The following is a 25,833-nucleotide window of genomic DNA, read 5'->3' on the forward strand; positions in this document are numbered from 1 at the left end:
TACCGTGGCTGAGCATTCTTCTCATGGCTGCTTTCAATATCAGCAAGGTAATGTATTGCTAATTTCAGTACTGATATTGTTGGCAGTGAGCCTAATGATGTTAAAGGCTTTGCATCATCATCTGGATAACGCTTTAATCATGATGGTCGATGAACGCAGATATTTAAAGGTTTTTCAGCAAGCAGAATCTTCACTGGCGTGGGGAATTGCTCAGTCATGGCCGCTTGATAGTAATAAAACAGAAGAGTGGTATTGCCAGCAACAGCAAGAATTTCATTTGACCAGTTGCTTAAAAAGGCATTCGAGTCATTTTTTTCTACTGAAAGGTATGGCTGATGTGGCATCTGGTCAATCTGTTGGATTATATCAATGGATGAAATTATTTTCTGCTGGTGGAAGAGATTCTCTTATCCCGGTAGAAAGTGGTTGGCTGGACTTTTGTCCTGAGGTAGATGTGGGATTTTGTTCATGAAGTCGGATCTTTTTTATGAGCATCAAGCAGGTATGAGTTTGCCCGAAGTAATGATTGCTGTTATGGTTTTTTCGGTCTCTCTATTGGGATTAATGCGTTATCATCAGGCGCTATTATTTGGGTTTCAGCAACATTGGCAGCAATCAAAGGCGGATAAATTATCTTATGGGTATCTGGAACAATATGAATTAATTGCAGGTCAAAACCCTTTGCCAGAAATAATATTACCACCGGGATGGCACGCTGAATTTCAGATAACATATCCATTGTCTGGCTGCTATCAGCTTACAGTTATGGTAACAACATCTTATAATCAGCAAAGTAAAGCAAGCCGATGGATTTGTTCAAATGGGAGTTCTCATGTTCAAGGTTTATCATTCTAATCAATTAGATCTTCTTAAAGAATTGATAGCAATATTGATCGGGGATAATCCACTGACTGATCCATTTGCTCAGGAAGTCATTTTGGTACAAAGCCCAGGTATGTCACAGTGGCTGCAAATCCAACTGGCTGAAAGAATAGGCATATCAGCCAATATTTCATTTCCGCTTCCCGCTACGTTTATTTGGGATATGTTTACCAAAGTATTGCCTGATATTCCTAAAGAAAGCGCTTTTAGTAAAGATGCTATGACATGGAAATTGATGGCGTTATTGCCTCAATTGCTGCCAGAAGCGGAGTTTGTCGCGCTCAGGCACTACCTTGATCAAGATTTTGATAAACGGAAGATTCATCAATTGGCTGGACGGGTTGCTGATCTGTTTGACCAATATCTAGTTTATCGCCCGCAATGGTTGGAAAGTTGGCAACAAGGTCAGCTTATTGATGGCTTGAGCGATAATCAGTTATGGCAGAAAAGATTATGGCTGGAGCTGACGAAATATACTCACCAGTTACAACAACCTCAATGGCATCGTGCTAATTTATATCAGCGTTTTATTTCAACACTGGAAAACAGCCCTGAACGAGAAAATAGTCTTGAACTAGAAAACAGCCCTGAGCTAGAAAATAGCCTTGAGCTAGAAAAAAATAGAACTGAGTTTTCAGTTTGTTTACCGAAACGGGTATTTATCTGTGGTATTTCTGCCTTACCACCGGTCTATTTACAAGCTTTACAGGCACTGGCACGGCACATTGATATTCATCTGATGTTTACCAATCCATGTAAATATTATTGGGGAGATATTCAGAATTATGCTTTTCTGGCAAAACTGAGCAGCCGTAAACCACGCCATTATAAGAGCGAACAGGAGCTGGAATATTTTAAAGACCCTGGTAATGCTCAATCACTGTTTAACGATGACGGTGAACAAGATGTAAGTAATCCCTTGTTGGCATCGTGGGGACGGTTGGGCCGTGATAACCTCTATTTATTGTCGCAGCTTGAGCAGAGTTCGGATGTTCACGCCTTTGTTGAATTAGAACAGGATAATCTATTACATCAATTGCAAAGGGATATTCTCTATCTGGAAGATCATGCCCAAATTGGTTCAACAAAAGAAACATTTGAAAATAGCCTGCAAAAAAGAGTGCTTGATCCGTTAGATCGTTCTTTATCTTTCCATGTTTGCCATAGCCCTCAACGTGAAGTGGAAGTTTTACAGGACCAGCTATTGCGATTATTGGAAGATAATCCATCGCTGACGCCAAGAGATATTATTGTGATGGTCGCGGATATTGACAGTTATACTCCCTATGTTCAGGCCGTATTTGGTAATGTCTCTGCTGAACGTTATATTCCATTTGCCATTTCTGATCGTAAAGCCCGTCAAGCGCATTCAGTTTTACAGGTATTTATTACACTGTTGGATTTACCTCAAAGCCGTTTTACGACGGAACAGGTTTTAGCATTGTTGGAAGTGCCAGCGTTGGCGAATAAATTTGACATTCATGAAGATGGTTTGCGTTTATTAAGGCGTTGGGTTGAAGAGTCAGGTGTTCGTTGGGGGCTGGATGACGATAATGTGGAAGAACTGTCTTTGCCGGTAACAGGTCAGCATACATGGCGTTTTGGGCTCACTCGAATGTTATTGGGTTACGCAATGGATAGTCGGTCAGGCCCTTGGAAAGAGGTATTGCCCTATGATGAATCTAGTGGTTTAGCCGCAGAGCTTGCCGGCCAATTAGCTGAGCTTTTAATGCAATTGAGTTATTGGCGCAAGATTCTTAGCGAGAGCCGAACATTAACGGGTTGGTTACCTGTCTGCCAGCAGTTGCTGGAGACATTTTTTGCATCAGATAGTGAAACTGAATTAGTACTGGCGATGATAGAACAGCAATGGCAGAAAGTCATAGTCAATGGCTTAAATGCCCGTTATCAGGAAAGCGTGCCATTGGTTCTATTACGAGATGAATTGGCGCTTCAGTTTGATAATGAAAAAATCAGCCAGCGTTTTCTCGCTGGATCTGTTAATTTTTGCACCCTAATGCCGATGCGTTCTATTCCCTTTAAGGTTGTCTGTTTATTGGGAATGAATGATGGTATCTATCCTCGTTCAATTCCACCGCTTGGATTTGATCTCATGGCGGAAAAAGGTCAGAGGGGGGACAGAAAACGACGGGATGATGACCGTTATCTATTCCTTGAAGCCTTGATATCTGCCGAACAGTTCCTCTATATCAGCTATATTGGCAAGTCCATTCGTGATGATACGGAATGTAATCCTTCCGTATTAGTAAATGAATTATTGGATTATGTCTGCCAAAGTTTTTGTTTGCCGGGAAATGAAAAACTGAATGTTGATCAAAGTGCTACTTATGTCAGAGAACATTTATTGTATCTGCATTCCCGCGTTCCATTTGCACCAGAAAATTTTATACCGGGCAGTTATCAGCAAAGCTATGCCGGGGAGTGGTTACCAGCGGCAACTGAGCAAGGTGCAGCATACGCTGAATTTTGCCAATCTATTGAAACGGCACAAATTCAAGAAATTACACTTGATAATTTGAACAGTTTTTACCGTCATCCCGTTCGGTTTTTTTTCCAACGTTGCTTGAAAGTAAATTTCGTTATTGAAGAAACGGAACTGCCAGAGGAAGAACCTTTCGTTTTAGATAATCTCCAGCGTTATCAGTTTAATCAGCTATTGTTGAGTGCGCTCATTGAACAGCAATCGCCTGAACCACTTTTCAATCGGCTTCGTGCTGCTGGCGGGTTGCCTTTTGGCGCTTTTGGCGAGGTTTATTGGTTGAAGCAGCAAAAAGAGATGCAGCCTTTGGCGGATAAAATTCGTGAACAACAGATGGAAACTTTATCTGTTGATTTACATCATGATTTAGGCCAGGTGATGCTGACAGGACAAATTAATAAGGTACAACCGGATGGTTTGCTACGTTGGCGGCCAGCCAGCTTAACAGCCAATGATGGCATGCAATTGTGGATTGAGCATTTGGCTTACTGTCTTGCCGGGGGGAAGGGTGAAAGCCGTAGTTATGGGCGTGATGGCAGCGAATGGCGTTTTGCGTCTATACCTTTAGAACAAGCGAAAAATTATCTGAATCAATTGATTGAGGGTTATCAACGAGGAATATCAGCGCCTTTGCCGCTGTTTTGTAAAAGTGGTTGGGCGTGGCTTTCAACATGTATGAATAAAGAAACAGGTGAGATTGATGATAGCGATGAAATTCAATCAAAAGCTGAAAGCCAGCTATTGAAGGCATGGCTTGGAGATCAGGGACGCATAGGCGAAGGGGATGATCCTTATATTCAGCGGGCTTTCAGGCAAATCGATGAATCATTTTTAGCAAAACTTAAACAGGAAGCGCTCAATTATTTGTTACCGATGGCGCGAAATCAGAAACATAGGGAGAATATCGGATAATGCATAAACATTTTGTTCGCATGATTACTGTAATGTTCCTGCTCTTTTGGGGAACAGTAAGCTATGCGCAAACACCACAGTGGAAGCTACTGCAAGAGACAATTTATAAAAGCGAAAATGATCATCGTCAGTATCAGGGAATCAGATTGGCAAACAATATGACGGTCTTGCTGGTATCTGATGAGAAGGCAACCAAATCTTTGGCAGCGGTAGCAATTCCGGTTGGTAGTATGGAAAACCCTGACAGTCAGCTTGGACTTGCACACTATCTGGAACATATGGTTCTGATGGGCTCCGAACGTTATCCACAGTCAGGTGAGTTATCAGAATTTTTGCAAAAGCATGGTGGTAGCTACAATGCCAGCACGGCTTCTTACCGCACAGCTTTTTACCTCGAAGTAGAAAATGAGGCATTAGCTCAGGCTACAGATCGTCTGGCTGACGCACTGGCTGAGCCATTACTTAACCCAGTGAATGCAGATCGGGAGCGAAACGCCGTTAATGCAGAGCTGACAATGGCGCGTTCTCGTGATGGGATGCGGGTTGCTCAAATACGAGCAGAAACTCTGAATCCTAAGCATCCCAATGCCCGTTTTTCTGGCGGTAATCTAGAAACACTAAAAGATAAACCTGGGAGTAAATTACAGACCGAACTGGTGGATTTCTATCAGCGCTATTATTCGGCCAATCTGATGAAAGGTGTGATTTACGGTAATCAGCCTATCGATAAACTGACTCAAATTGCTGTTGATACTTTTGGTCGGATACCAGATAGAGAAGCGAGTGTGCCGCCGATTACTGTTCCGGCAGTCACGGAAAAAGAGAAAGGGATTATCATCCATTATGTTCCAGCCCAACCGCAAAAAGCGTTGCAACTGGAGTTCAGCATTGACAATAACAGTGCTGATTTCCGCAGTAAAACCGATGAATATCTCGGTTATATGATAGGCAACCGTAGCCTGAATACATTATCAGATTGGCTACAAGCTCAAGGGCTAGCAGAAAGTATCAGTGCTGGTGCGGAGCCTATGGTTGATCGTAACAAGGGGATCTTTTTTATTTATGTGACGTTGACAGATAAAGGGCTTGCACAACGGGATCAGGTTATTGCGGCTATTTTTGCTTATATTAATTTGTTAAAACAAAAAGGCATCCAGAGAAGTTATTTTGATGAGATTGCGAAGGTTTTGAATCTGTCTTTCCGATATGGCTCGATTGTTCGTGATATGCATTATATCGAATGGTTATCGGATGCTATGTTGCGAGTTCCTGTTTCCAATGTACTTAATGCCGGTTATTTGGCTGATAACTATGATCCAGAAGCAATCTCCGCCCGGCTTGCTGAGCTGACACCTGAAAATGCAAGAATCTGGTATATCAGCCCAAAAGAGCCGCACGATAAACAGGCTTATTTTGTTCAGGCGCCTTATCAGGTTGATCGAATCACATCACAGCAACGGATGGAATGGCAGCAGTTAGAAACGCAAATGAACTTTTCTTTGCCTGTGCCAAATCCTTATATTCCTGACGATTTGAAGCTGATAAAAGCAGATAAGAGTCAAAAACATCCAGAGATGATCCTTGAACAGCAGAGTGTCCGTCTGCTCTATATGCCGAGCCAATATTTTGCTGATGAGCCTAAGGCCAGCATTACGTTAGATTTACGTAATGCAAAAAGTTTGGATAGTGCCCGTGAGCAGGCCACTTCCTCTTTGCTTGATTATTTGGCAGGGCTTTCCCTTGACCAGCTTAGTTATCAGGCTTCTGTTGCTGGAATGAATATTTCTACTAGTTCGTCACAGGGACTGCAACTGGAGGTAAGTGGTTACACTCAAAATCTGCCAGCGCTTTTAACCTCTTTAATCAGTCATTACATGGCATTCACGCCAACGGAGGAGCAACTGGCACAGGCTAAGTCTTGGTATCGTGAGCAGATAGCGGTTTCCAATAACGCTAAAGCTTATGAAATGGCTATGCAGCCGTTGAAGCGCCTTTCTGCGGTGCCTTACACGGAACAGTCCACTCGTTTAAAAGCGCTGGAGACTATCACGGTTCAGGATATTGTTACGTATCGTCATGAAATGATAAAAAATGCTGCTTTGCAAATGATGATCATTGGGAACTTGACCGAACAGCAGAGCAAAGTGATTGCTGAATCTGCCCATAACCAACTGGCCAATCAGGGAAATGACTGGTGGATTGGGGATAAAGTGGTGATTGATAAAAATTACCCGGTTAATTTCCAGCGTGTTGGCAGCAGCACAGATGGCGCTTTAGCCGAGGTTTATATTCCGACGGGTTATGACCGTATAGAAGGTTATGTTTATTCCAGTTTGTTGAGCAATATGCTCCAGCCGTGGTTTTATGAACAGTTAAGGACAGCGGAGCAACTGGGGTATGCGGTGTTTGCTTTCAATACCAGTGTGGGGGAGCAGTGGGGATTAGGTTTCCTACTACAAAGTAATAGTAAACAACCGAAATATTTGAATCAGCGTTATCGAGATTTCTATCAGAACGCTGGTAATAAATTGAAAGCAATGTCTCAAGCTGATTTTGAACAGTACAAGAGTGCGCTGATTAATGAAAAGCAGCAACCGCCACAAACTTTCTATGCCGAGGTTGCCCGTTTCTCTGGTGATTTCAGCCGCAATAACTTTAATTTTGATAGCAGAGATAAAATGCTTGAGATCCTAAAGAAAACTACACAGAAGCAACTGATTAAGTTCTATCAGAATGCGGTAATCAAACATCAAGGGCTGTCATTGATTTCACAAGTGATTGGTAAATCAGGAAACTTGGATGGATATGCGAGATTGAAAGGTTGGAAAACCTATCAGAATGTGACTGAATTTCAGAAACGGTTACCTGTTGAGGTAAGAGATCAGTGATCACAGAGATATCTGTTCACAGGCTTAATGTATTAACTCTGCCGCTGAATGGTCAGCGGCTGATCGAAGCATCGGCCGGGACAGGTAAAACCTACACTATCGGTATCTTATATTTGCGTCTTCTGCTTGGGTTGGGGAAAGATGCTGCTTTTTCACGGCCTTTGAGCGTGGAAGAAATTTTGGTAGTGACTTTTACTGAGGCAGCAACAAATGAGTTACGTGGGCGTATCCGTGAAAATATTCATAAACTTCGCCTTGCTTGTATTCGAAACGAAATAGAAGGTGCAGAACCAGCCTATCAACAGCTATTGGATGAAATCCCAGATAAAGGTCGGGCGGCTATCTGGTTACTGGCCGCAGAGCGGCAAATGGATGAAGCCGCGATTTATACCATTCATGGTTTTTGTCAGAGGATGTTGGCGCATAATGCTTTTGAATCTGGGATCTTGTTTGAACAGACATTAATTCAGGATCAACATCCATTAGAACGGCAGGGGTGTGCTGATTTCTGGCGGCGACACTGTTATCCATTGCCATTATCAATGGCACAGGTAATCAGTCAGGAGTGGAGTGGGCCGGAAGCTCTGCTGGCTGAATTATACCCTTATTTACAAGGGGATATGCCATATATTGTTAATGCGCCGAACAGTGATGAAACGCTGTTAAGTCGTCATGAAAAAATTACCCAGTTGATCAGTGATGTTAAATACCAATGGAATGAAGTTGCTGGAGAATTGCACGATTTAATTGCGGGTTCTGGTGTCGATAAAAGAAGTTACAGTAGTAAGCACTTACCAAATTGGCTGAATAGTGTCACGGATTGGGCTCAGGCACCTACAGAGGATTATCTGTTGCCAAAAGCGTTGGAGAAATTCCAGCAATCAGTATTGGCAGAAAAAACAAAAAAAGGTGAGGTACCTGAACATTCACTTTTTGTTGCGATCGATGATTTATATAAGCAACCACTTACTTTACGTGATTTGATTATCTCCAGGGCTATTATTGAGATTCGCCAATCAATCGGTCAGGAAAAATTGACGCGCGGTCAGATGGGGTTTGATGATTTACTTATCCGCCTTGATGATGCTCTGAAAGGCCCGGGCAGTGATTTGCTTGCCGAGACTATCCGCCGGCGCTATCCGGTTGCGTTGATCGACGAATTTCAGGATACCGATCCACAACAATACCGGATTTTCCATACCATCTATGGCGGTCAGCCTGAAAATGGATTGCTGTTTATTGGTGATCCTAAACAGGCTATTTATGCATTTCGCGGCGCAGATATTTTCACTTATATTCGCGCCCGTTCTCAGGTAAGTGCTCACTATACTCTGGAAACAAACTGGCGCTCTGCTTACTCAATGGTACAGGCAGTAAACAAACTGTTTATGCGTTCAGAAAATCCATTTTTGTTTGAACAGATCCCTTTTATTAAAGTTTCTGCGGCAGAGAAAAACCGAGAACTTTCTTTTAGTTATGATGGTGAAGAACAGGCCGCATTGAATTTCTGGTTACAACCAGGTGAAGGTGTTTCTACCGGAGATTATGAGCAAACGATGTCACGGCTCTGTGCTGCGCAAATTCGTGATTGGTTGCAAGCAGGTAGTGAAGGGCGGGCTTTGTTACATAAAAGTGAAGGTTCTCGGCCTGTGACGGCGGCTGATATTACGGTTTTGGTGCGTAGTAGAAAGGAAGCCATACTGATCCGTAATGCACTTAATTTGTTATCTATCCCTTCCGTATTTCTTTCTAACCGAGAGAGTGTATTTGCTACCGCAGAAGCCAAGGATCTTCTCTGGTTACTACAAGCGGTGTTATCACCGGAAAAAGAACGGGTTTTAAGAAGTGCGTTGGCGAGTGGTTTATTTGGTCTAACTGCCTGGCAGATAGACAAGTTGAATCATGATGAAAAGAGATGGGATCAGTTAGTTGATGAATTTGATGGCTATTTTCGTCTGTGGCAACGCCGCGGTGTGTTACCTATGTTGCGAGCGGTCATCGCCAACCATCATATTGCTGAGAATTTGCTTGCTAGTTATGACGGTGAACGACGTTTGACGGATGTGATGCATATTGGTGAGTTGTTGCAGGAAATATCTTTGCAACTTGACAGTGAACATGCGGTCACTCGCTGGTTGGCTCAGCAAATCTCTCATCCTGATCCACAATCTGAAAATCAGCAGATGCGGCTGGAAAGTGATCGTCATTTGGTACAAATTTGTACTATCCATAAATCTAAGGGGCTGGAATATCCGCTGGTATGGTTGCCATTTATCTGTAATTTCAGGGAGCAGAAGCGGGCGATATATCATGATCGTACAAGCTTTAATACTTGCCTCGATATCTTTCCTGACGACGAGACGATTGAGCTGGCGGAACAAGAACGATTGGCAGAGGATTTGCGTTTACTCTATGTCGCATTAACGCGTTCTGTTTACCATTGCAGTGTCGGCGTGGCTCCGTTGATAAAAGGCAATAAGAAAAAGGCCGGGGATACTGATCTGCATCAATGTGCTCTGGGCTATCTGTTGCAAAAGGGAGTGAAAGGGGATGCTGATTTTTTGGCGACATCGCTTAAAGAATTAAGTGGAGATGGCATTGTTATATCATCAATTAATGAGACTGACGATCATCCCTGGCAATCGCACAGTAAAAATGATTTAGCCCTGTCGGCCAGGCAATTTAAACGCAGAATGCAGGATGACTGGCGTATTACCAGTTATTCTGGTTTACGAAACTCTGTGGTTCATCGTGGCAATGCTTCCGCTTATTTTGCTGGAGAAGAATCTATTGACGTGATTGTTCAGTCTATTGCGCCAAAGCTTGATGTTGATGCTAGTGGTGAAAAGCAGTTAGCAGAACAACCTGAAATGACACCACATACATTCCCTAGGGGGGCCTCCGCGGGGACTTTTTTGCACGCTATTTTAGAAGAAATTAGTTTCAGCCAACGACCTGATGAGAAATGGTTGGCAGAACAACTGCAATCAGCCGGATTTGATGAACACTGGAGTGGGACATTACAGCAATGGATGGCCGATATTTTTACCATTCCATTGAATGAGGAAGGAGTGCAGCTGGCAAAAATTCCGCTGCATCATCAACAGAATGAAATGCAATTTTATCTACCGGTTGAGCAACTTTTGCGATCTCAGACATTGGATACACTGATGCGTCGTTATGACCCGGTTTCTGCTCGTTGCCCTCAACTGGAATTTCAACAGGTGAAAGGGATGCTGAAAGGATTTATTGATTTGGTTTTCTGTTGGCAAGACAGATTCTACGTGCTGGATTACAAATCAAACTGGTTGGGAGAGGAGAGCCAGTTTTATACTCGCCAGGCAATGGAAATAGCCATGATTGAGCATCGTTATGACCTGCAATATCAGCTTTATACACTGGCATTGCATCGTTACTTACGTCACCGGCTGGCTAATTATGATTACCAACAACATTTCGGCGGGGTGATTTATCTGTTTCTAAGGGGGATAGATAAACAACAGCCGGGGAATGGTATTTTCCATTGTCGGCCATCGGCTGAATTTGTTGATGCTTTGGATCTGCTTTTCAGTGGCAATGAACAGTCTGAGAAAGAGAAAAATTGATGATTTCGTTATTACAACAGGCAGTAAACCTCAGGCTTTTGCGTTCATTGGACTTACAGTTTGCTCATGCATTGATTGAGGATAAAGATCCTGTTTTGTTATTGGTGATGGCGTTGTTGAGCGCTGAAACAGGTACCGGGCATGTTTGCCTGCCAGTTAATCGGATAACGCCAGAATACTTTTTTGATGGGCGGCATCGTGAATTTGCAGAGCAGTTGTGGCGGGTCGCGGGAAAACCTGATGAGCAGAGTTTGCTGATAGCACTGGAAAATTGTGCTGCGGTTAGTGATGGATTTCAACCAACGCCTATTGTGCTTTCCCATGACCGGCTTTATTTGCAGAGAATGTGGCAAAGTGAATGTCAGGTGGCCGCTTTCTTTGCCGGCAATCAACCAATCGATAATATTCAGGAACAGCAACTGAGAGCTGTTTTAGATGAATTATTCATGCTGCCTGAGGAAATAGTGGACTGGCAAAAGGTGGCTGCGGCTGTCGCGGTGACTAGCAGAATTTCGGTTATCTCTGGCGGACCAGGAACCGGGAAAACTACCACTGTTGCTAAGCTATTGGCGGCCTTAATTAAACTTGATCCTGACAAAAAGCGGGTTATCCAACTGGCAGCCCCGACTGGAAAAGCGGCCGCCAGATTGACCGAATCTCTTAATAGTGCGGTTAAAAAATTGCCGCTGACGGAGGAACAGTTTGCATGCATGCCCGATCAGGCACAGACGATTCATCGCTTGCTAGGAGCGCAGCCTGATAGCCAGCGATTACGCTATGACCGAGATAATCCACTTAGTCTGGATGTGCTGGTGGTAGATGAAGCTTCAATGGTGGATTTACCCATGATGGCTAGGTTGATTGATGCATTGCCGCCGAAAGCGAAAATTGTTCTGCTTGGTGACCGAGATCAATTGGCATCAGTGGAGGCAGGAGCGGTGTTGGGTGATATTTGCCGTTTTGCAGAACTGGGATACAGCGTAACGAGGGCACAACAGCTAAGCAGATTAACGGGATGTCGGTTAGCGGCGGGCGATCAGCAAAATATCCCAGAGGTTCGTGATCGTTTGTGTCTTTTACGCAAAAGTTACCGCTTTAATGTGGATTCTGGGATTGGTCAATTGGCTGCGGCCGTTAATCGGGGAAAGAGTCGACAAGCTCTCTCTATTTTGCAGCAATCGTTAAAGGATATCTGTTTTTACCCGTTGTCCGACGATGAAGATTATCAGCGGTTGCTGGCAGAAGCGGTAGCGGGTTATCACGCTTATTTGCAATTGGTAACAGAACGGGCGCCTGCCAAAGCGATTTTAGATGAATTTAACCGCTATCGTTTGTTATGTGCACTTAGAGAAGGGCCGTTTGGTGTCAGTGGACTTAACGAGCGTATAGAACAGCTATTACATCGTCAGGGGCTTATTCGTCGCCCTGTCGGGATTTTCAGCCGTGGTTATGCAGGCAGGCCCATCATGATATCGCGTAATGACAGCACATTGGGCCTATTTAATGGTGATATCGGTATTATGCTGAGGGATGAAAACAATGAACTACGTGCTTATTTTCAACTGCCTGATGGACAGATTAAAGGAATCCAGCCAAGTCGTTTGCCACAACATGAAACTGCATATGTGATGACCGTACATAAATCACAGGGCTCAGAATTTGACCATACAGCTTTGGTATTGCCAACGCAATTTGTGCCGGTTGTCAGCCGTGAATTGGTTTATACAGCGATAACCCGCGCCAGAGAAAAACTGACTCTGTATGCACATGAAGCGGTATTGCGTCAGGCAATCCAGACACCAACTCAAAGGCGAAGTGGATTAGCAGAGCGGCTTAGCTTACAGGAGGATTAGCGCTTGCTCTGTAGACTGACTTGTGTAAAAAAATTTATCTATTAATGATGTGGTCATATCTTATCTGACGTTTTTTGAACGTTATTTACGCAAGTGTTGGATTGGAATTTTTAAGCCCGACAAGCAGGTCATTAATATTTTTAATGAGATTTCTGATTTGCCGTACTGACTTCGGTAAATATGCCTTTTGTTTTTGTAAAAAGTTCTCGATTGGGTGATTGAAAAATTCTTGTGTAGTTAGCTAGAGATTGCCTTGTTCTATTCAAAATAAATGCATCTTAAACCTGCCTGTATGCCAAATTTTGGCTAGTTTCTAATTGAAGTATTTTCTTGGTTTTTTTTAGTTGAGTGATTATTAGCCGTAATGTTCAGTCGGTAATACCGATTAGTTTCATTGTGATGGCTATATACTGATCGATATCTTAATTTCACCGATTCAAGAGTCGTTACAATTACTGAATCAAATTGTTAATGTGTGTATTTTGTTATCAATGTAAACAAAAAAATTATAAATTTAATAAATTTTAATATTATTGTGTGGTTAATGTCACAGTTTGTGAATATATTAAATGAAATTTATTATTATTTGATGATATAAACGCCTAATTACATGAATTGTGATTTGTTTACTAAACGGATTGCGGATATGTCTGGATAGCTTGCTAGGGGTGAGATGAATATCCAGATTTTTGATTTAAGGATTAAGTTGTCTGATGCAAGATAATGAAATGAGTACTGAGTCACCCCACTCTTCCCCGGAGCTGGATACCGGCCTGATTTGTTTGGCCATGTTGGCCAGGTTTCACAACATAGCTATATCGACTGAACAACTTTCACACGAATTTTCTACTTCTAACCAAGGTCTTACCCTGAAGGAGCTGTTGCTGGCTGCTCGTCATTCAGGGTTGAAAGCCAAGGCTGTACACACAACACTTGCCAGACTTGAACATACTCCATTGCCAGCCATTGCCGTTGATAGAGATGGGAAGTTTTTTATTTTGGCCAAACTGGATAAAGAACAGGCTTTGATTCAAGACCCACGTTCGGCGCGCCCCGAAGTTATCAGCTTCGAGCAACTTGAGCAGCGTTGGACAGGGCAACTGGTGCTTGTGCGTTCCAGTAACGGTCTGCCCGGAGAGACCTCACGCTTTGACTTCACTTGGTTTATCCCGGCTATCGTCAAATACCGCAAGTTGTTGGGTGAAGTTTTGTTGGGGTCTTTTGCCTTGCAGTTGTTTGCCTTGGTGACTCCGTTGTTCTTTCAGGTGGTCATGGACAAAGTACTGGTGCACCACGGCCTAACCACACTGGATGTTATCGCGACGGGATTGCTGGGTATCATGCTGTTCGAGTCGGCCCTGAGCGGTCTGCGTAGCTACGTGTTTACTCATACGACCAGCCGTATTGATGTGGAGTTGGGATCGAATCTGTTTCGGCACTTGATTAATCTGCCGCTGGCTTACTTCCAGGCCAGGAGAGTCGGTGATTCTGTGGCTCGTGTCCGCGAACTGGAAAACATCCGCAGCTTCCTCACTGGCAATGCCATTACCCTGATGCTCGACGTGCTTTTTTCTCTGGTGTTCATCCTTGTGATGTTCTATTACAGCGGCTGGTTGACCCTCGTTGTGGTGTTATCATTGCCTCTCTATGCACTCGTTTCGGGGGTGGTTACACCTCTCTTGCGTAAGCGATTACAGGATAGCTTCACACGCAACGCTGAGAATCAGGCATTCCTTGTCGAAACGGTAAATGGCATCGATACCCTAAAGTCAATGGCGGTTGAACCGCAGGCCATCCGCAAGTGGGACAACCAACTGGCGGCTTATGTTGCCGCAGGTTTCAAAACACAGACCTTATCCACTATCGCCAATGAAAGCGTCTCGCTTATTGGCAAGTTAGTGACGGTCGCCACACTCTGGCTCGGTGCGCGTCTCGTGATAGAGGGGCAGCTATCGGTGGGGGAGTTGATCGCATTCAATATGCTGGCCGGTCGTGTCAGCGGCCCTATCATGCGTCTGGCGCAACTGTGGACCAGCTTCCAGCAGACCGGGGTTTCAGTGCAGCGTCTGGGAGACATCCTTAATTCCCGTACTGAATTGTCTCAGGCTACACGTAGCACAGTACCGCCGCTCAAGGGGCAGGTAGAGTTTGAACAGGTGCATTTTCGTTATCGGGCTGATGGTTCTGAGGTGCTACGCGGAATCAACCTGGTCATTGGTGCGGGAGAAATCATCGGTGTGGTGGGTCGCTCCGGTTCCGGTAAAAGCACCCTGACCCGCTTGTTGCAGCGACTCTATGTTCCGGAGCGCGGACGGGTCATGGTCGATGGCATGGACTTGGCATTGGCTGATGTGTCCTCGCTGCGCCGACAGATTGGTGTGGTGTTGCAGGACAATATGCTATTCAACCGCAGCATTCGCGAAAACATTGCCTTGAGCGATCCGGGGGCGCCGCTCGAAGTGGTCATGCATGCCGCCCGCATGGCTGGAGCTCATGAATTCATCCTTGAACTGCCCGAAGGTTACGACACCATTGTGGGTGAGCACGGAGCGTCACTTTCGGGCGGTCAACGGCAACGGGTAGCCATTGCCCGAGCTTTGATCGGCAATCCTCGCATTTTGATTTTCGACGAGGCGACCAGTGCGCTGGACTACGAGTCTGAACGGGTGGTGCAGCAGAATATGCAAAGCATTTGCAAGGGACGCACGGTCATCATTATCGCTCATCGGTTGTCCTCTGTACGCGACGCGCATCGTATCCTTGTGATGGATCGCGGGCAGATCGTTGAACAGGGAGCCCACGCCGAGTTACTGTCGCGTCAGGACGGCCACTATTCACGACTGTATCAAATGCAGCAGGGCTGAAAGGCTTCCATTTCCGGAGCGTACGATGAAAACGGCTAATAACGTAATCAATGGTTAATAACACAGTCAGAGGTAGATGTGACCAAGATAAATATACTCCGATTCAAGGAAAATAATTTCGAATGAGCGCCACCCTTTCTTTATTGCAGCGTTATCGTCACGCGTGGCGTCAGTCTTGGGGCCAACGTAAAAGCATGGATGTGTCGCCGCGACTTGCTCATGAATTACAGTTTTTACCGACGGCTTTGGAGTTGCAGGAAACACCGGTTCACCCAGCACCGAGAATTTTCACCTGGAGCATTATGGGTTTCGCTGTATTGGCGTTGCTCTGGGCCTACATCGGCAAAATCGAGGTAGTGGCTATCGCTCCGGGAAAGGTCGTTCCCAATGGCAAGACCAAGTTGATTCAATCCAGTGAAACGGCGGTGGTCAGAGCGATCCACGTCAATGACGGCCAAACGGTGAAAGTTGGCGAGTTGTTGGTCGAACTCGACCCGACGGCGGCGAGCGCTGACGTCAGCCGGGTCCAGAGTGAGCTGCTGGCTGCTCATATCGACAGTGCGCGGAGTGCCGCCATGCTCGACGCGATCAATCAGCAACAGCCGCCGGCGTCGCTGGTAGGGACGATTGCCAACGCCAACCCTGAGCAGGTGCTCAGTGCCCAACGCTGGCTTCAAGGACAATACCAGGAATACCGCAGCAACCTAGAGTTGGTGGATGCGGAAATCCACCAACGCAGCGCCGAAATTCAGTCTGCGCAGTCTCAGGTGGCTAGCCTGCGAAAAACGTTACCGATTGCTACGCGATTGGCCGAGGATTACCAGCGGTTATTGGCGAAACAGTATGTGTCGCGGCATGCATATCTGGAAAAAGAGCAGACGCGGTTGGATCTGCAACGCCAGTTAAGCGTACAGCAGGCCAGTGTCTTGCAGCATACCGCCGCTCGGGACGAAGCGCGACGTCGGCGTGAGGCCGTTGTTGCGCAAAATCGCCGCGCCATGCTTGACCTGCAACAGGAAGCAAACAAAAAAGCAGCAACCTTGGTTCAGGAGCTGGCGAAGGCCCGTTACCATGAAACCCTGACCAGCCTCAAAGCTCCGGTGGCTGGCACAGTTCAACAACTTGCTATCCATACCGTCGGTGGTGTGGTGACACCGGCTCAGCCGCTGATGGTCATCGTTCCCGCAGACCAACCGGTAGAAGTGGAAGCCATGCTGGAAAACAAGGATGTGGGTTTCGTCCACGTTGGCCAACCGGTCACTGTCAAAGTGGAAACCTTCACTTTCACCAAGTACGGCACTGTTGACGGCGAAGTGCTCAACGTATCGAACGACGCTATCGAGGATGAAAAACGTGGGCTTATCTATAGCAGCCGTATTCGCTTGAAGTCTGATCACGTGATGGTCAATGGTCAGCGAGTCGCGCTATCTCCGGGCATGTCGATCACGGCAGAAATAAAAACCGATCAACGTCGAGTGATCGATTACTTCTTAAGCCCATTGCAGCAGCATCTGGATGAAAGCCTGAGAGAACGGTAAGAGAACGGCGGCTTGTGGGGGCAGCTCTGTGAGCCCGGTTCGCTATACTCACCGTTTTCCGAGTTTGAGATAAGTTACTGTTAATGGTCAAAGGGTTTTTCGCAGTCTTACTTTGTTTGGAGTGACTTGATGAAAGTATTACGTATACACGAAAGGTTCAAAAACTGGCGCAACATGATTATTTTCATGAGCTGCACCTTATTAATGGCATGCTCTAAGCCGATGGATGTATATAAACCGATTGATGTATCGCATTCGGGGCAATCCGTCAAGATTGATTTTGAAATCAGTAAGATTAGAGAATATCGGGTTTCTCTGTTATTTGCGGTTGGGGATAGTCAGGAGGAAAAAGAAAGGCGATCTGAGTTATTCCGTGCTCATGTTGATGGAGTTGCCATACCTATTGCTTTTCGTCTGGTTAAAGACGGCAAAGTTCTTTTTGACGAGGAAATAAACACAGTGGGTGCAACGCTGATGCATACCGTCCATTATAAAGAGAAAAAGATAGATACGGCGGTACGTACTATTGACATATTTCAGTTCACTCCCGGACATTACTCGATGGTAATTACCACTCTGGAAGATGTGCCAGCTTTTAATGGTATTGAGAGCTTTGTACATATTACGGATAGTGTATTCAATTAATGGCATTGAGAGTTTTATACAGCTCATATATTTTAATCCGAAGATTTAAAATGGTATCAGTATAAACAAAGAAAATATTAAAATTTTGAGTGACGAAATGAAAATATTACAGGTATATGAAAGATTTAAAAACTGGCGAAATATCATTGTTTTTATGAGCTGCACCTTATTAATGGCATGTTCTGAGCCCATCAATATATACAGACTGATTGACGTGTCGAAGTCTGGTCAGTCAGTCAAAATTGATTTTGAAATCAGCAAGAAAGGAGATTATCAGTTTGCCCTGCTGTTTGCTAGAGGGCATGGTTATGATGAAATGAACAGGCGAGATGAGTTATTTGGGAGTATTGATGATGACGGGGTGACAACTCCCGTTTCGCTTCATCTGGTTAGAAACGGCCAGGTTTTCTTTGACAAGAAAATAAACGCAGGGGGATATGCTTGGGGGCACGCCTTCTATTACGAAGAGATAAGGGTAAATACGGTTGTGCGAGAAATTAAAACATTTTCGTTACCCCCCGGACGTTACTCTGCGGTAATTACCACCCTGGAGGATGTCCCCGCTTTTAATGGCATTGAGAGTTTTATACAGCTCATATATTTTAATCCGAAGATTTAAAATGGTATCGGTATAAACAAAGAAAATATTAAAATTTGGAGTGGCGTAATGAAAGTATTACAGGTAAACGAAAGATTCAAAAATTGGCGAAATATTATTGTTTTTATGAGCTGTACATTATTAATGGCCTGCTCTAAGCACATTGAGACTATACGCAAACCAATTGATGTGTCGCATTCTGGTCAATCCGTCGAGATTAATTTTGAACTCAGCAAGAGCGAGGCTGGAGATTATCAGTTTGCCCTGCTGTTTGATAAAGGGAATGATTATCAAGAAATTCTAAGGCGGCTTGAGTTGTTTGGGAGTATTGATAAGGGAGGAGTTATAACCCCCGTTTCGTTTCGTTTGGTTAAAGACGGCAAGGTTTTTTTTGACGAGGAAATAAACGCGGTGGGGAGCGAAGGAACACAATCCTTTTATTATAAAGAGAGAAGTATAACTGCGGCTGTGAGAGAAATTAAAACACTTTCGTTACCCTCCGGACGTTACTCTGCGGTAATTACTACCTTGGAGAATGTGCCTGCTTTTAATGACATTCAGAGTTTTGTCGAGTTCACCTATTACAATCCGAAAATTTGATCCACATCTGTAAAAAAACAAGGAAATAACAAGTATGGAAAAGAAATATACCGTAACCTATAAAGTTGCTCCGATGGGGGCTAAATATATTTATCAGGCTGATAAGGGAGAGCATAAGGCGGGAGACGTACATTCTTCATCCGGAGGTCATATGTGGTATGTTTTAAATGACGGGGATGGGAATAAAAAGAGTTTTGGTTTCGAGTCAAAGCATGACCAAATGTCTGGCGAAGGGAAAATAACCAATTTTGATAATGCCGCCTACCAACAGACCTCTTATGAAGTTACCGTGTCCTTAACTGAAGATCAGTACAACAAGTTAAGCAAATTTTCAGAAAAACCAAAGCCAGAAGAATTTGATGATAAACGCTATAGGTTGCTCACCAACAGTTGCGTGGATTTCGTATTTGCATCATTAAAAGTCATTGGATACAGTCGTAAAGATTTTTTTGGATTCAGTCGTAAAGATTTTCAAGGAGATCTGTGGCCTAATAATAATGTTGATGATTTGCAGAAGATGTTTACTAAGCATGGAGCTCAAATCATTCGTGACAACCTGACTCGTCATGGTGAGTATTATGAAGAAAAAGGCGGCATGCAATGTTTATGGCTTGGCGTAGACGATATACATCCTCGCCCGCTGGGGACAAATTTGATTAACATTGATATCAAGCCCTCGCCGCAACCCCAGCGGCAGATTCAGGGAGAAAGTAAGGCTCAACAGGATGTCACCAACGGTTATATCCAAAATTCAGCGACCCATAAAATATTCACCCTCGCGGGTATTCTCAATAAAACCGATTTTGCTTCAACACAGATGGCTAGCCTTGCCACCGGTGGTATTCGTCCCGGTGAAATGCAGCTTGACCCCAATGTCCGGCCCAACGCCTATTTGTCGCAGTTCTACCTCGACCTGACCTTGAACAGCAATAAACAGGATACCAGCCTGCGCAATGCCGTGACGTTGAACGGTTTATCGGCGATGACGACGTTCAACACTTATGTCGACCCGCTGTTATTGGATCTGGATGGCAATGGTGTGCACATGACTGATATCCGTGACGGCGTGTTGTTCGACATGGATAACAGTGGCACTCTTAAGCGCAGCGGCTGGGCAGATCGCAATACCGGAATACTGGTGATCGATGATGGTAGCGGTCAGATAAAAGATGTCAGCCAGATGTTCTCCGAGTACTACGGCGGTAAGGTAGGGGTAAACGGTGCCGCTGGCGAGAAAAAATTCAAAGATGGTTTCGGGGCTCTGGCTAGTGAAGATGTGAACAAGGACGGAGTAATTGATCAGAATGACCCGATCTGGATCAAGCTACGGGTTTGGGTCGACAGCACACACGATGCAAAAGTCGATGCGGGCGAACTTAAGACACTGGCGGAATTGGGTATTACCCAGATAAACGTCCGGGCTTCGAACAAAACAGAAGTTCGTGATGGGAATAAGGTCGTTGCCAGTGGGTCGTTTACTATCAATGGTAAAACTCAGGAAATGCTGGCCGTCGATTTTCTTGGTGATACTGTTAGCAACACCCTGAGCACTCAGGGAGCTGGCACGAAAGTGACTTCCACCACCAAAGGCATCACTACCACGGCTTATGCCAGTCAGAGTGAAACAGATGAAACCTTAAATGCTGAGCAACTGGGAGTAAGCAATCTGTATGGTGGCAGTGGCAATGATACGTTGATTGCTACAAAAACCGGTAGCTGGCTGGTCGGGGGCGCAGGGAGCAATACCTATGTTGGCGGTGCTGGCGATGACGTCTTTGTCATCAGCGCTTCTGACGATACGAAAAACATTCACGGCAATGGCGGGCACGATACGGCGATCATTGTCGGCAAAAAAGGCGTGGAGCTGAACATGGCTCAAGCCGGTTTAACTATGGCTCAAGGTGGGAGTGGCAGTGATGTCATCAGAAGCGGTGGAGCCAATGGCGTTTTTATCAAGGGAGGCTCCGGTGATTCGGTGCTGGTCGGTGGTATGGGTAACGACGTCCTGGTCGGCGGCAGCGGGCACAACACCATCATTGGAGGCAGTGGAAAGTCGGTTATCTATGCCGGTCCTCAGGGCGACACAATCTATGCTTCCGAAGGCGGTAGTATCATTCACGCAGGTGGTGGCGCCGATAAGATTTTCGGAGGCTTCGGTGACGACGTGATCGAAGTGGGCCACGGCAATGCTACGATTGATGGGGATGGTGGGATCAACATCGTCAGCCTGCACGGTAATCACGGCGACTATCGAATCACCCGTACCGATAGCGGATATATCGTGGCCGACAAGGTCGCCGGGCGTGACGGCACGGTAACGCTGAAAAATATCCAGAAACTCAATTTTTCAGATATTTCGGCTGTTGATTTACAAATACCTGATGCTATGCCTGTCGAGGATGTCCTCACCCACGACAAGGACGGCAAGGTTTTTGATCGTACTCAGCCCCATCTGATTTCCGCAGAAAGTCTGTTGGCTAACGATCAACACCTTAACAGTCAGGGAGCCTTGCGCATTGCCAATGTTGGTGATGCGATAGGTGGTACGGTCAGCCTCACAAACCAAGGCGATGTCTTGTTTACGCCGGACCCGCTTTACACTGGCCTGATCAGCTTCAAATACGGTGTCACCGATGCGGCCGGTAATCCTTCGGCATCGGTAGTAGACCTGAACAGCGGGGAAACAGCGCCGATGCGTGCCCCTGTCACGTTACTGACCCCGGAAGTTCCTCTCGATCCATTGGCTGCTCAGCAGTGGTATCTGAGCGATGCCAATATTCTGCCGGTCTGGAAGGACTACACCGGCAAGGGGGTACGCATTGGTCAGTTCGAGCCGGGTGGTAAGTTTGCCACCGCGCCTGAAATATTTGATATCAATCACCCCGACCTTGCGGCGAATGTCGACAAAGCCTGGTTGCAGACTCAACAAACCAATGGCGCCTTGCCGGACGTGATCTCCAACCACGCGACAATGGTGGCAGGTGTGATGGTCGCGGCGAAAAATAATGCAGGCGGCGTCGGGGTTGCCCATGATGCTACGTTGGGTGGTTATTATCTTGCCAATGACGGTGCCGATCTTGCGGGTCTGGGGCATATGGTCAGTTTTGACGTTGCTAACAATAGCTGGGGATTTACCAACGATTTCGCGCTCAGCAGCTTTCAGGACGGCTCTATAAATACTGCCGCGTCGCTGAGTATGAATGCGCAGTATGCGGCGGCTAATGGTCGTGGCGGATTGGGTACTGTCATCGTGGCGGCGGGCGGCAACCATCGTGCAGAAGGCGGCAATGCCCAAGGATCTCTGACCAATAACAACCGCTTTTCGGTGGAAGTCGGTGCAATTAACGCACAGGGCGATTTATCGACTTTGCAGATTGGCTCCTCACCATTCTCCAATCCGGGAGCCAGCCTGTTGGTTTCGGCGCCGGGCAGCAATGTCGTGTCTACCAGCCATATGCTGAAAACCGAACGTGGCTCAACTTTCGGCAATGACTACACCAGCATGCAAGGCACCAGCTTTGCCGCTCCGATAATCTCCGGTGTTGTTGCGCTGATGCTTGAGGCCAACCCGAACTTAGGTTATCGGGATGTGCAGCAGATCCTTGCTCTATCCGCTCGCAAGATCAATGACCCATCTACCAAATGGAACGATAATAACAGCCATAGCTGGAATGGCGGCGGCATGCATACCAGCAACGATTACGGTTTTGGTCAAGTCGATGCGCGAGCCGCTGTTCGTTTGGCTGAGTCTTGGATGACTCAAAGCACCGCTGCTAATGAGTACGTCTATAGCGCATCCAGCGGTCCTGTGGGGAAAACTTTGGCTGCGGGCGAGACGCTGACGTCATCCATCGCCATGAATGCCGGTCTGAATGTTGAGCATGTCGAGATCGATTTTGACGCTCAGGTAGGCCGTCTTGGCGATCTAACGCTCAAACTGATCTCTCCCGATGGCACTCAGAGCATATTGCTCAATCGTCAAGGTAAGGTTCCAGACGGCATGCCGGGCGCGAGTGCGAGCGATCTGGGTAGTAGCCAGTCAGGAACGTTCAAGTACAGCTTTATGTCGACTCATGATTTTGGCGAACGCTCGGCTGGCAATTGGACCCTCCAAGTGACCGATGCGAATTCCGGCCTGCCGGTTACATTAAATGGCTGGTCGCTACGTTTGTACGGCAGCAAGAGTACCCCGGATGACACTTATTTTTACACCGACGAATATATCCAGTCGGTGGTCGGGCAGGCCAACCGTGCGGTGCTGGATGACGCGGTCAATGGCGTGGCGGGTGGGCGTAATACCCTCAATGCGGCGGCTGTTTCGCGGGATACCTCAGTCAACTTGCTGGCCGGTGTTGCCAGCATTGGCGGCGCAGCGTTGACGATAAAGAATCCGTCGGGCATTCAGAACATCGTCACCGGCGATGGCAACGATACGCTGGTGGCAGGTAATGCGGATGCATTGCTTGATGGCGGGCGTGGAAACAACACACTGGCAGGCGGTGCGGGTAAGGACTTCTTTGTGGTTCACCGCCGTGAGGCAGGCAGCGATATCATCAGCAACTTCGAGGCCGCTCGTGGCGAAATCATCGATCTGGTCGGATTTGGTGGCAAAACATTTGCCGATCTGTTGCTGACGCAACAGGGGGCGGATGTTAAGGTCGATCTGGATAAGGGGCAGAGTATTGTCCTGAAAAATCAGACACTCGCCGGGATCGGTGCGGCGAACTTCAAGTTCCAGAACACCTTTATTGCCCCAGTAGCTTACACGAGTAGCGACGCCTCAACGCTCCAGCCACAAGAAGGCTTGGGAACCGTGATCCTTAAGGGCGGCGGCAAGGGCGTCATGCTTACTAGCGATGCTCAGGGGCAGATGAAATTTAGCTTGAATGGAACGATCTATAGTCATGACAGTGCGGCGTCAGACGTTTTTGTGGTGGCAGCCCAACCGGGCGTCAAGGACTACAAGAATGCATTACGTGGATTCCGTCATGGCATTGATAAAATTGATTTGCGTCAAACCGGAATTACTGATTTCAGCCAACTAACAATTGCTAAGAGTAATCGTGGCACGATCAACGGCCTGTCACAAATTCATGGCGTTGAAGTTGTTTTTAATGGAGCTAGCGGTACTGATTCAAACGTGAAGTTGCTGTATCTCGATACCTTGGATATTTCGCAGGTCGATGCGGCCGACTTCCTCTTTGCGGAGCCTTCGCCGGATTTGGTGCCAACAGTCGGGCCAGTGGTGACGCAATCTCCCGATAAACCGACGGTGACTTTCCCGGACGCATTAACACCGATCACTATTCCTAAGTGGGAACCGATTAAGTTTGAACCGTTCACTTTTCCTAAAGTTGAACCGATTGATATGTCTAAGTTTGAACGGACTGTTACCCCTGAGCGGGAAGCGATAAGTATCCCTCCTTTTGAACTACACCTAATGCCCCGCGTTCCGAAAATTGAGCCGGCAGTGGAACCTACACCAGTGACTACTGATCCTAATTCCATTACGGTCGAAGTCCCCTTTGGCAAGGTTACTTTGGGGAACGAGAGCAAGACTATCAATGTGGAAGCTATAGGTGGCAAAGTGGTTGCGGGTAACGGTGACAATACAGTCAATGTGGCAGAATCGATGTCAAATATTATGCTGGGTGATGGTAATAACGTCATTGTCGGAGATATCAACAAACTCACAGTCGGACATGGCAACAATAGTATCACTGATACAGGAAGGGGGGCGACAATGAAGGTGGGTGATGGTAATAACCATATAGTAACTAGTGGTACCATGTCGCGAGTGGAAGCTGGGAATGGTGATAACCATATCGTGACCAGAGGTACTATGTCGAAAGTAAAAGTCGGGGATGGTAATAACAATATTGTGACCAGTGGTACTATGTCGACGGTAGAAGTCGGGCATGGGGACAACGATTTGGAATTTAGTGGTAGGATGGGGAACTTGGTGTTCGGAAAGGACATCAGCCCTGAGCGTCTATGGTTCCAGCATGAAGGGCAGGATCTGCAAATTTCGGTCATTGGCAGTAAGCAGGAGGTAACGTTGCATAATTGGTATGCCAGTCACCCCGAACGACCAGGTAGCATTATGGCTGGTGACGGTCATCGGTTGATGGACAGAGATGTCGAAAATCTTGTCCAAGCTATGGCTGCATTCGCGCCGCCAGCGCCAGCGACTGCAATGCTCGGCGATGTTGAGCAACAGCGGCTGCAACCAGTGCTGGCAGCTAACTGGAATTGATCGGTAACAAGGCCCGCGATGGTTATCGCGGGTCTTCATAAATAGGTGAATTGCGTCGTTTAAATGTAAGCGCCCCATATGAGGACTTCTGTCTTTCGACAGGCAAAATGTCTAACTTTTGGGGCGCGCTTTCATCATTTAATATGAATGGAAAATACAAAATAACCATTTATTTAATCGCCAAGTATGTCAGTCAGTGTGGAATTAAAAACAGATTAATAGCGTTGCACTTATTAATGGCATGTTCTAAGCACATTGATATTATACGTAAACTGATTGAAGTGTCGCATTCTGGGCAATCTGTTGAGATTAATTTTGAACTCAGCAAGAGCGAGGTTGGAGATTATCAGTTTGTCCTTCTGTTTGAAACTGGGGATGGTCATGATGAAATGGAAAGGCGGTTTAAGTTGTTTGGGAGTATTGATAAGGGAGGAGTTATAACTCCTGTTTCGTTTGGTTAAAGACGGCAAGGTTTTTTTTGACGAGGAAATAAACGCGATGGGGAGCGAAGGAACACAATCCTTTTATTATAAAGAGAGAAATATAACTGCGGCTGTGAGAGAAATTAAAACACTTTCGTTACCCTCCGGACGTTACTCTGCGGTAATTACTACCTTGGAGGATGTCCCCGCTTTTAATGGCATTGAGAGTTTTGTAGAGCTCACGTATTTTAATCCGAAGATTTAAAATGG

14 protein-coding genes are annotated in these 25,833 nt (G+C 46.0%); all 14 read left to right on the forward strand.

Annotated features, from left to right (window positions below; translation table 11 throughout):
• Positions 1-4 precede the first annotated feature (4 nt).
• The 14 genes from V2H77_RS18300 to V2H77_RS18365 all read left to right on the forward strand — a co-directional run bounded on the left by V2H77_RS18300 (position 5) and on the right by V2H77_RS18365 (position 25,828).
• Positions 5-472, forward strand: a complete 468-nt coding sequence (locus V2H77_RS18300) for a YgdB family protein (RefSeq protein ID WP_341499940.1) — start codon at positions 5-7, stop codon at positions 470-472.
• Entirely contained in the window at positions 469-855 is a 387-nt protein-coding gene (locus V2H77_RS18305; RefSeq protein ID WP_341499941.1) for a prepilin-type N-terminal cleavage/methylation domain-containing protein, read from the forward strand. The genes V2H77_RS18300 and V2H77_RS18305 overlap by 4 nt, the downstream gene beginning before the upstream one ends.
• Complete coding sequence (gene recC / locus V2H77_RS18310; protein ID WP_341499942.1) at positions 833-4,294, forward strand: exodeoxyribonuclease V subunit gamma; 3,462 nt, start codon at positions 833-835, stop codon at positions 4,292-4,294. The genes V2H77_RS18305 and recC overlap by 23 nt, the downstream gene beginning before the upstream one ends.
• Positions 4,294-7,182, forward strand: a complete 2,889-nt coding sequence (gene ptrA / locus V2H77_RS18315; protein ID WP_341499943.1) for a pitrilysin — start codon at positions 4,294-4,296, stop codon at positions 7,180-7,182. The genes recC and ptrA overlap by 1 nt, the downstream gene beginning before the upstream one ends.
• Positions 7,182-10,787, forward strand: coding sequence for an exodeoxyribonuclease V subunit beta (gene recB, locus V2H77_RS18320; protein WP_341499971.1), 3,606 nt, complete (start codon positions 7,182-7,184; stop codon positions 10,785-10,787). Before ptrA ends, recB begins: the two co-directional genes overlap by 1 nt.
• Positions 10,787-12,640 (forward strand): exodeoxyribonuclease V subunit alpha, encoded by a 1,854-nt coding sequence (gene recD, locus V2H77_RS18325; protein WP_341499944.1) that lies wholly within the window; start codon positions 10,787-10,789, stop codon positions 12,638-12,640. The genes recB and recD overlap by 1 nt, the downstream gene beginning before the upstream one ends.
• A gap of 728 nt (positions 12,641-13,368) precedes the next feature.
• Positions 13,369-15,504 (forward strand): type I secretion system permease/ATPase, encoded by a 2,136-nt coding sequence (locus V2H77_RS18330; RefSeq protein ID WP_341499972.1) that lies wholly within the window; start codon positions 13,369-13,371, stop codon positions 15,502-15,504.
• Positions 15,505-15,626: 122 nt separating this feature from the next.
• Entirely contained in the window at positions 15,627-17,042 is a 1,416-nt protein-coding gene (locus V2H77_RS18335; RefSeq protein ID WP_265378680.1) for an HlyD family type I secretion periplasmic adaptor subunit, read from the forward strand.
• 129 nt (positions 17,043-17,171) lie between these two features.
• Entirely contained in the window at positions 17,172-17,687 is a 516-nt protein-coding gene (locus tag V2H77_RS18340) for a DUF5625 family protein (protein WP_265378679.1), read from the forward strand.
• Between the two features lie 97 nt (positions 17,688-17,784).
• Positions 17,785-18,306 (forward strand): DUF5625 family protein, encoded by a 522-nt coding sequence (locus V2H77_RS18345; protein WP_341499945.1) that lies wholly within the window; start codon positions 17,785-17,787, stop codon positions 18,304-18,306.
• Positions 18,307-18,354: 48 nt separating this feature from the next.
• The gene (locus V2H77_RS18350) at positions 18,355-18,885 is read left to right on the forward strand and encodes a DUF5625 family protein (protein ID WP_341499946.1); all 531 of its coding nucleotides are present in this window, start codon (positions 18,355-18,357) and stop codon (positions 18,883-18,885) included.
• A 34-nt stretch (positions 18,886-18,919) separates the two neighbouring features.
• Positions 18,920-25,141, forward strand: coding sequence for a S8 family serine peptidase (locus V2H77_RS18355; RefSeq protein ID WP_341499948.1), 6,222 nt, complete (start codon positions 18,920-18,922; stop codon positions 25,139-25,141).
• Between the two features lie 107 nt (positions 25,142-25,248).
• Positions 25,249-25,602 (forward strand): DUF5625 family protein, encoded by a 354-nt coding sequence (locus V2H77_RS18360; protein ID WP_341499949.1) that lies wholly within the window; start codon positions 25,249-25,251, stop codon positions 25,600-25,602.
• 37 nt (positions 25,603-25,639) lie between these two features.
• Positions 25,640-25,828, forward strand: coding sequence for a DUF5625 family protein (locus V2H77_RS18365; protein WP_341499950.1), 189 nt, complete (start codon positions 25,640-25,642; stop codon positions 25,826-25,828).
• Positions 25,829-25,833 lie beyond the last annotated feature (5 nt).

Origin of the sequence: Photorhabdus sp. P32, from assembly GCF_038085095.1 — a bacterium.
Taxonomy (GTDB): domain Bacteria; phylum Pseudomonadota; class Gammaproteobacteria; order Enterobacterales; family Enterobacteriaceae; genus Photorhabdus; species Photorhabdus luminescens.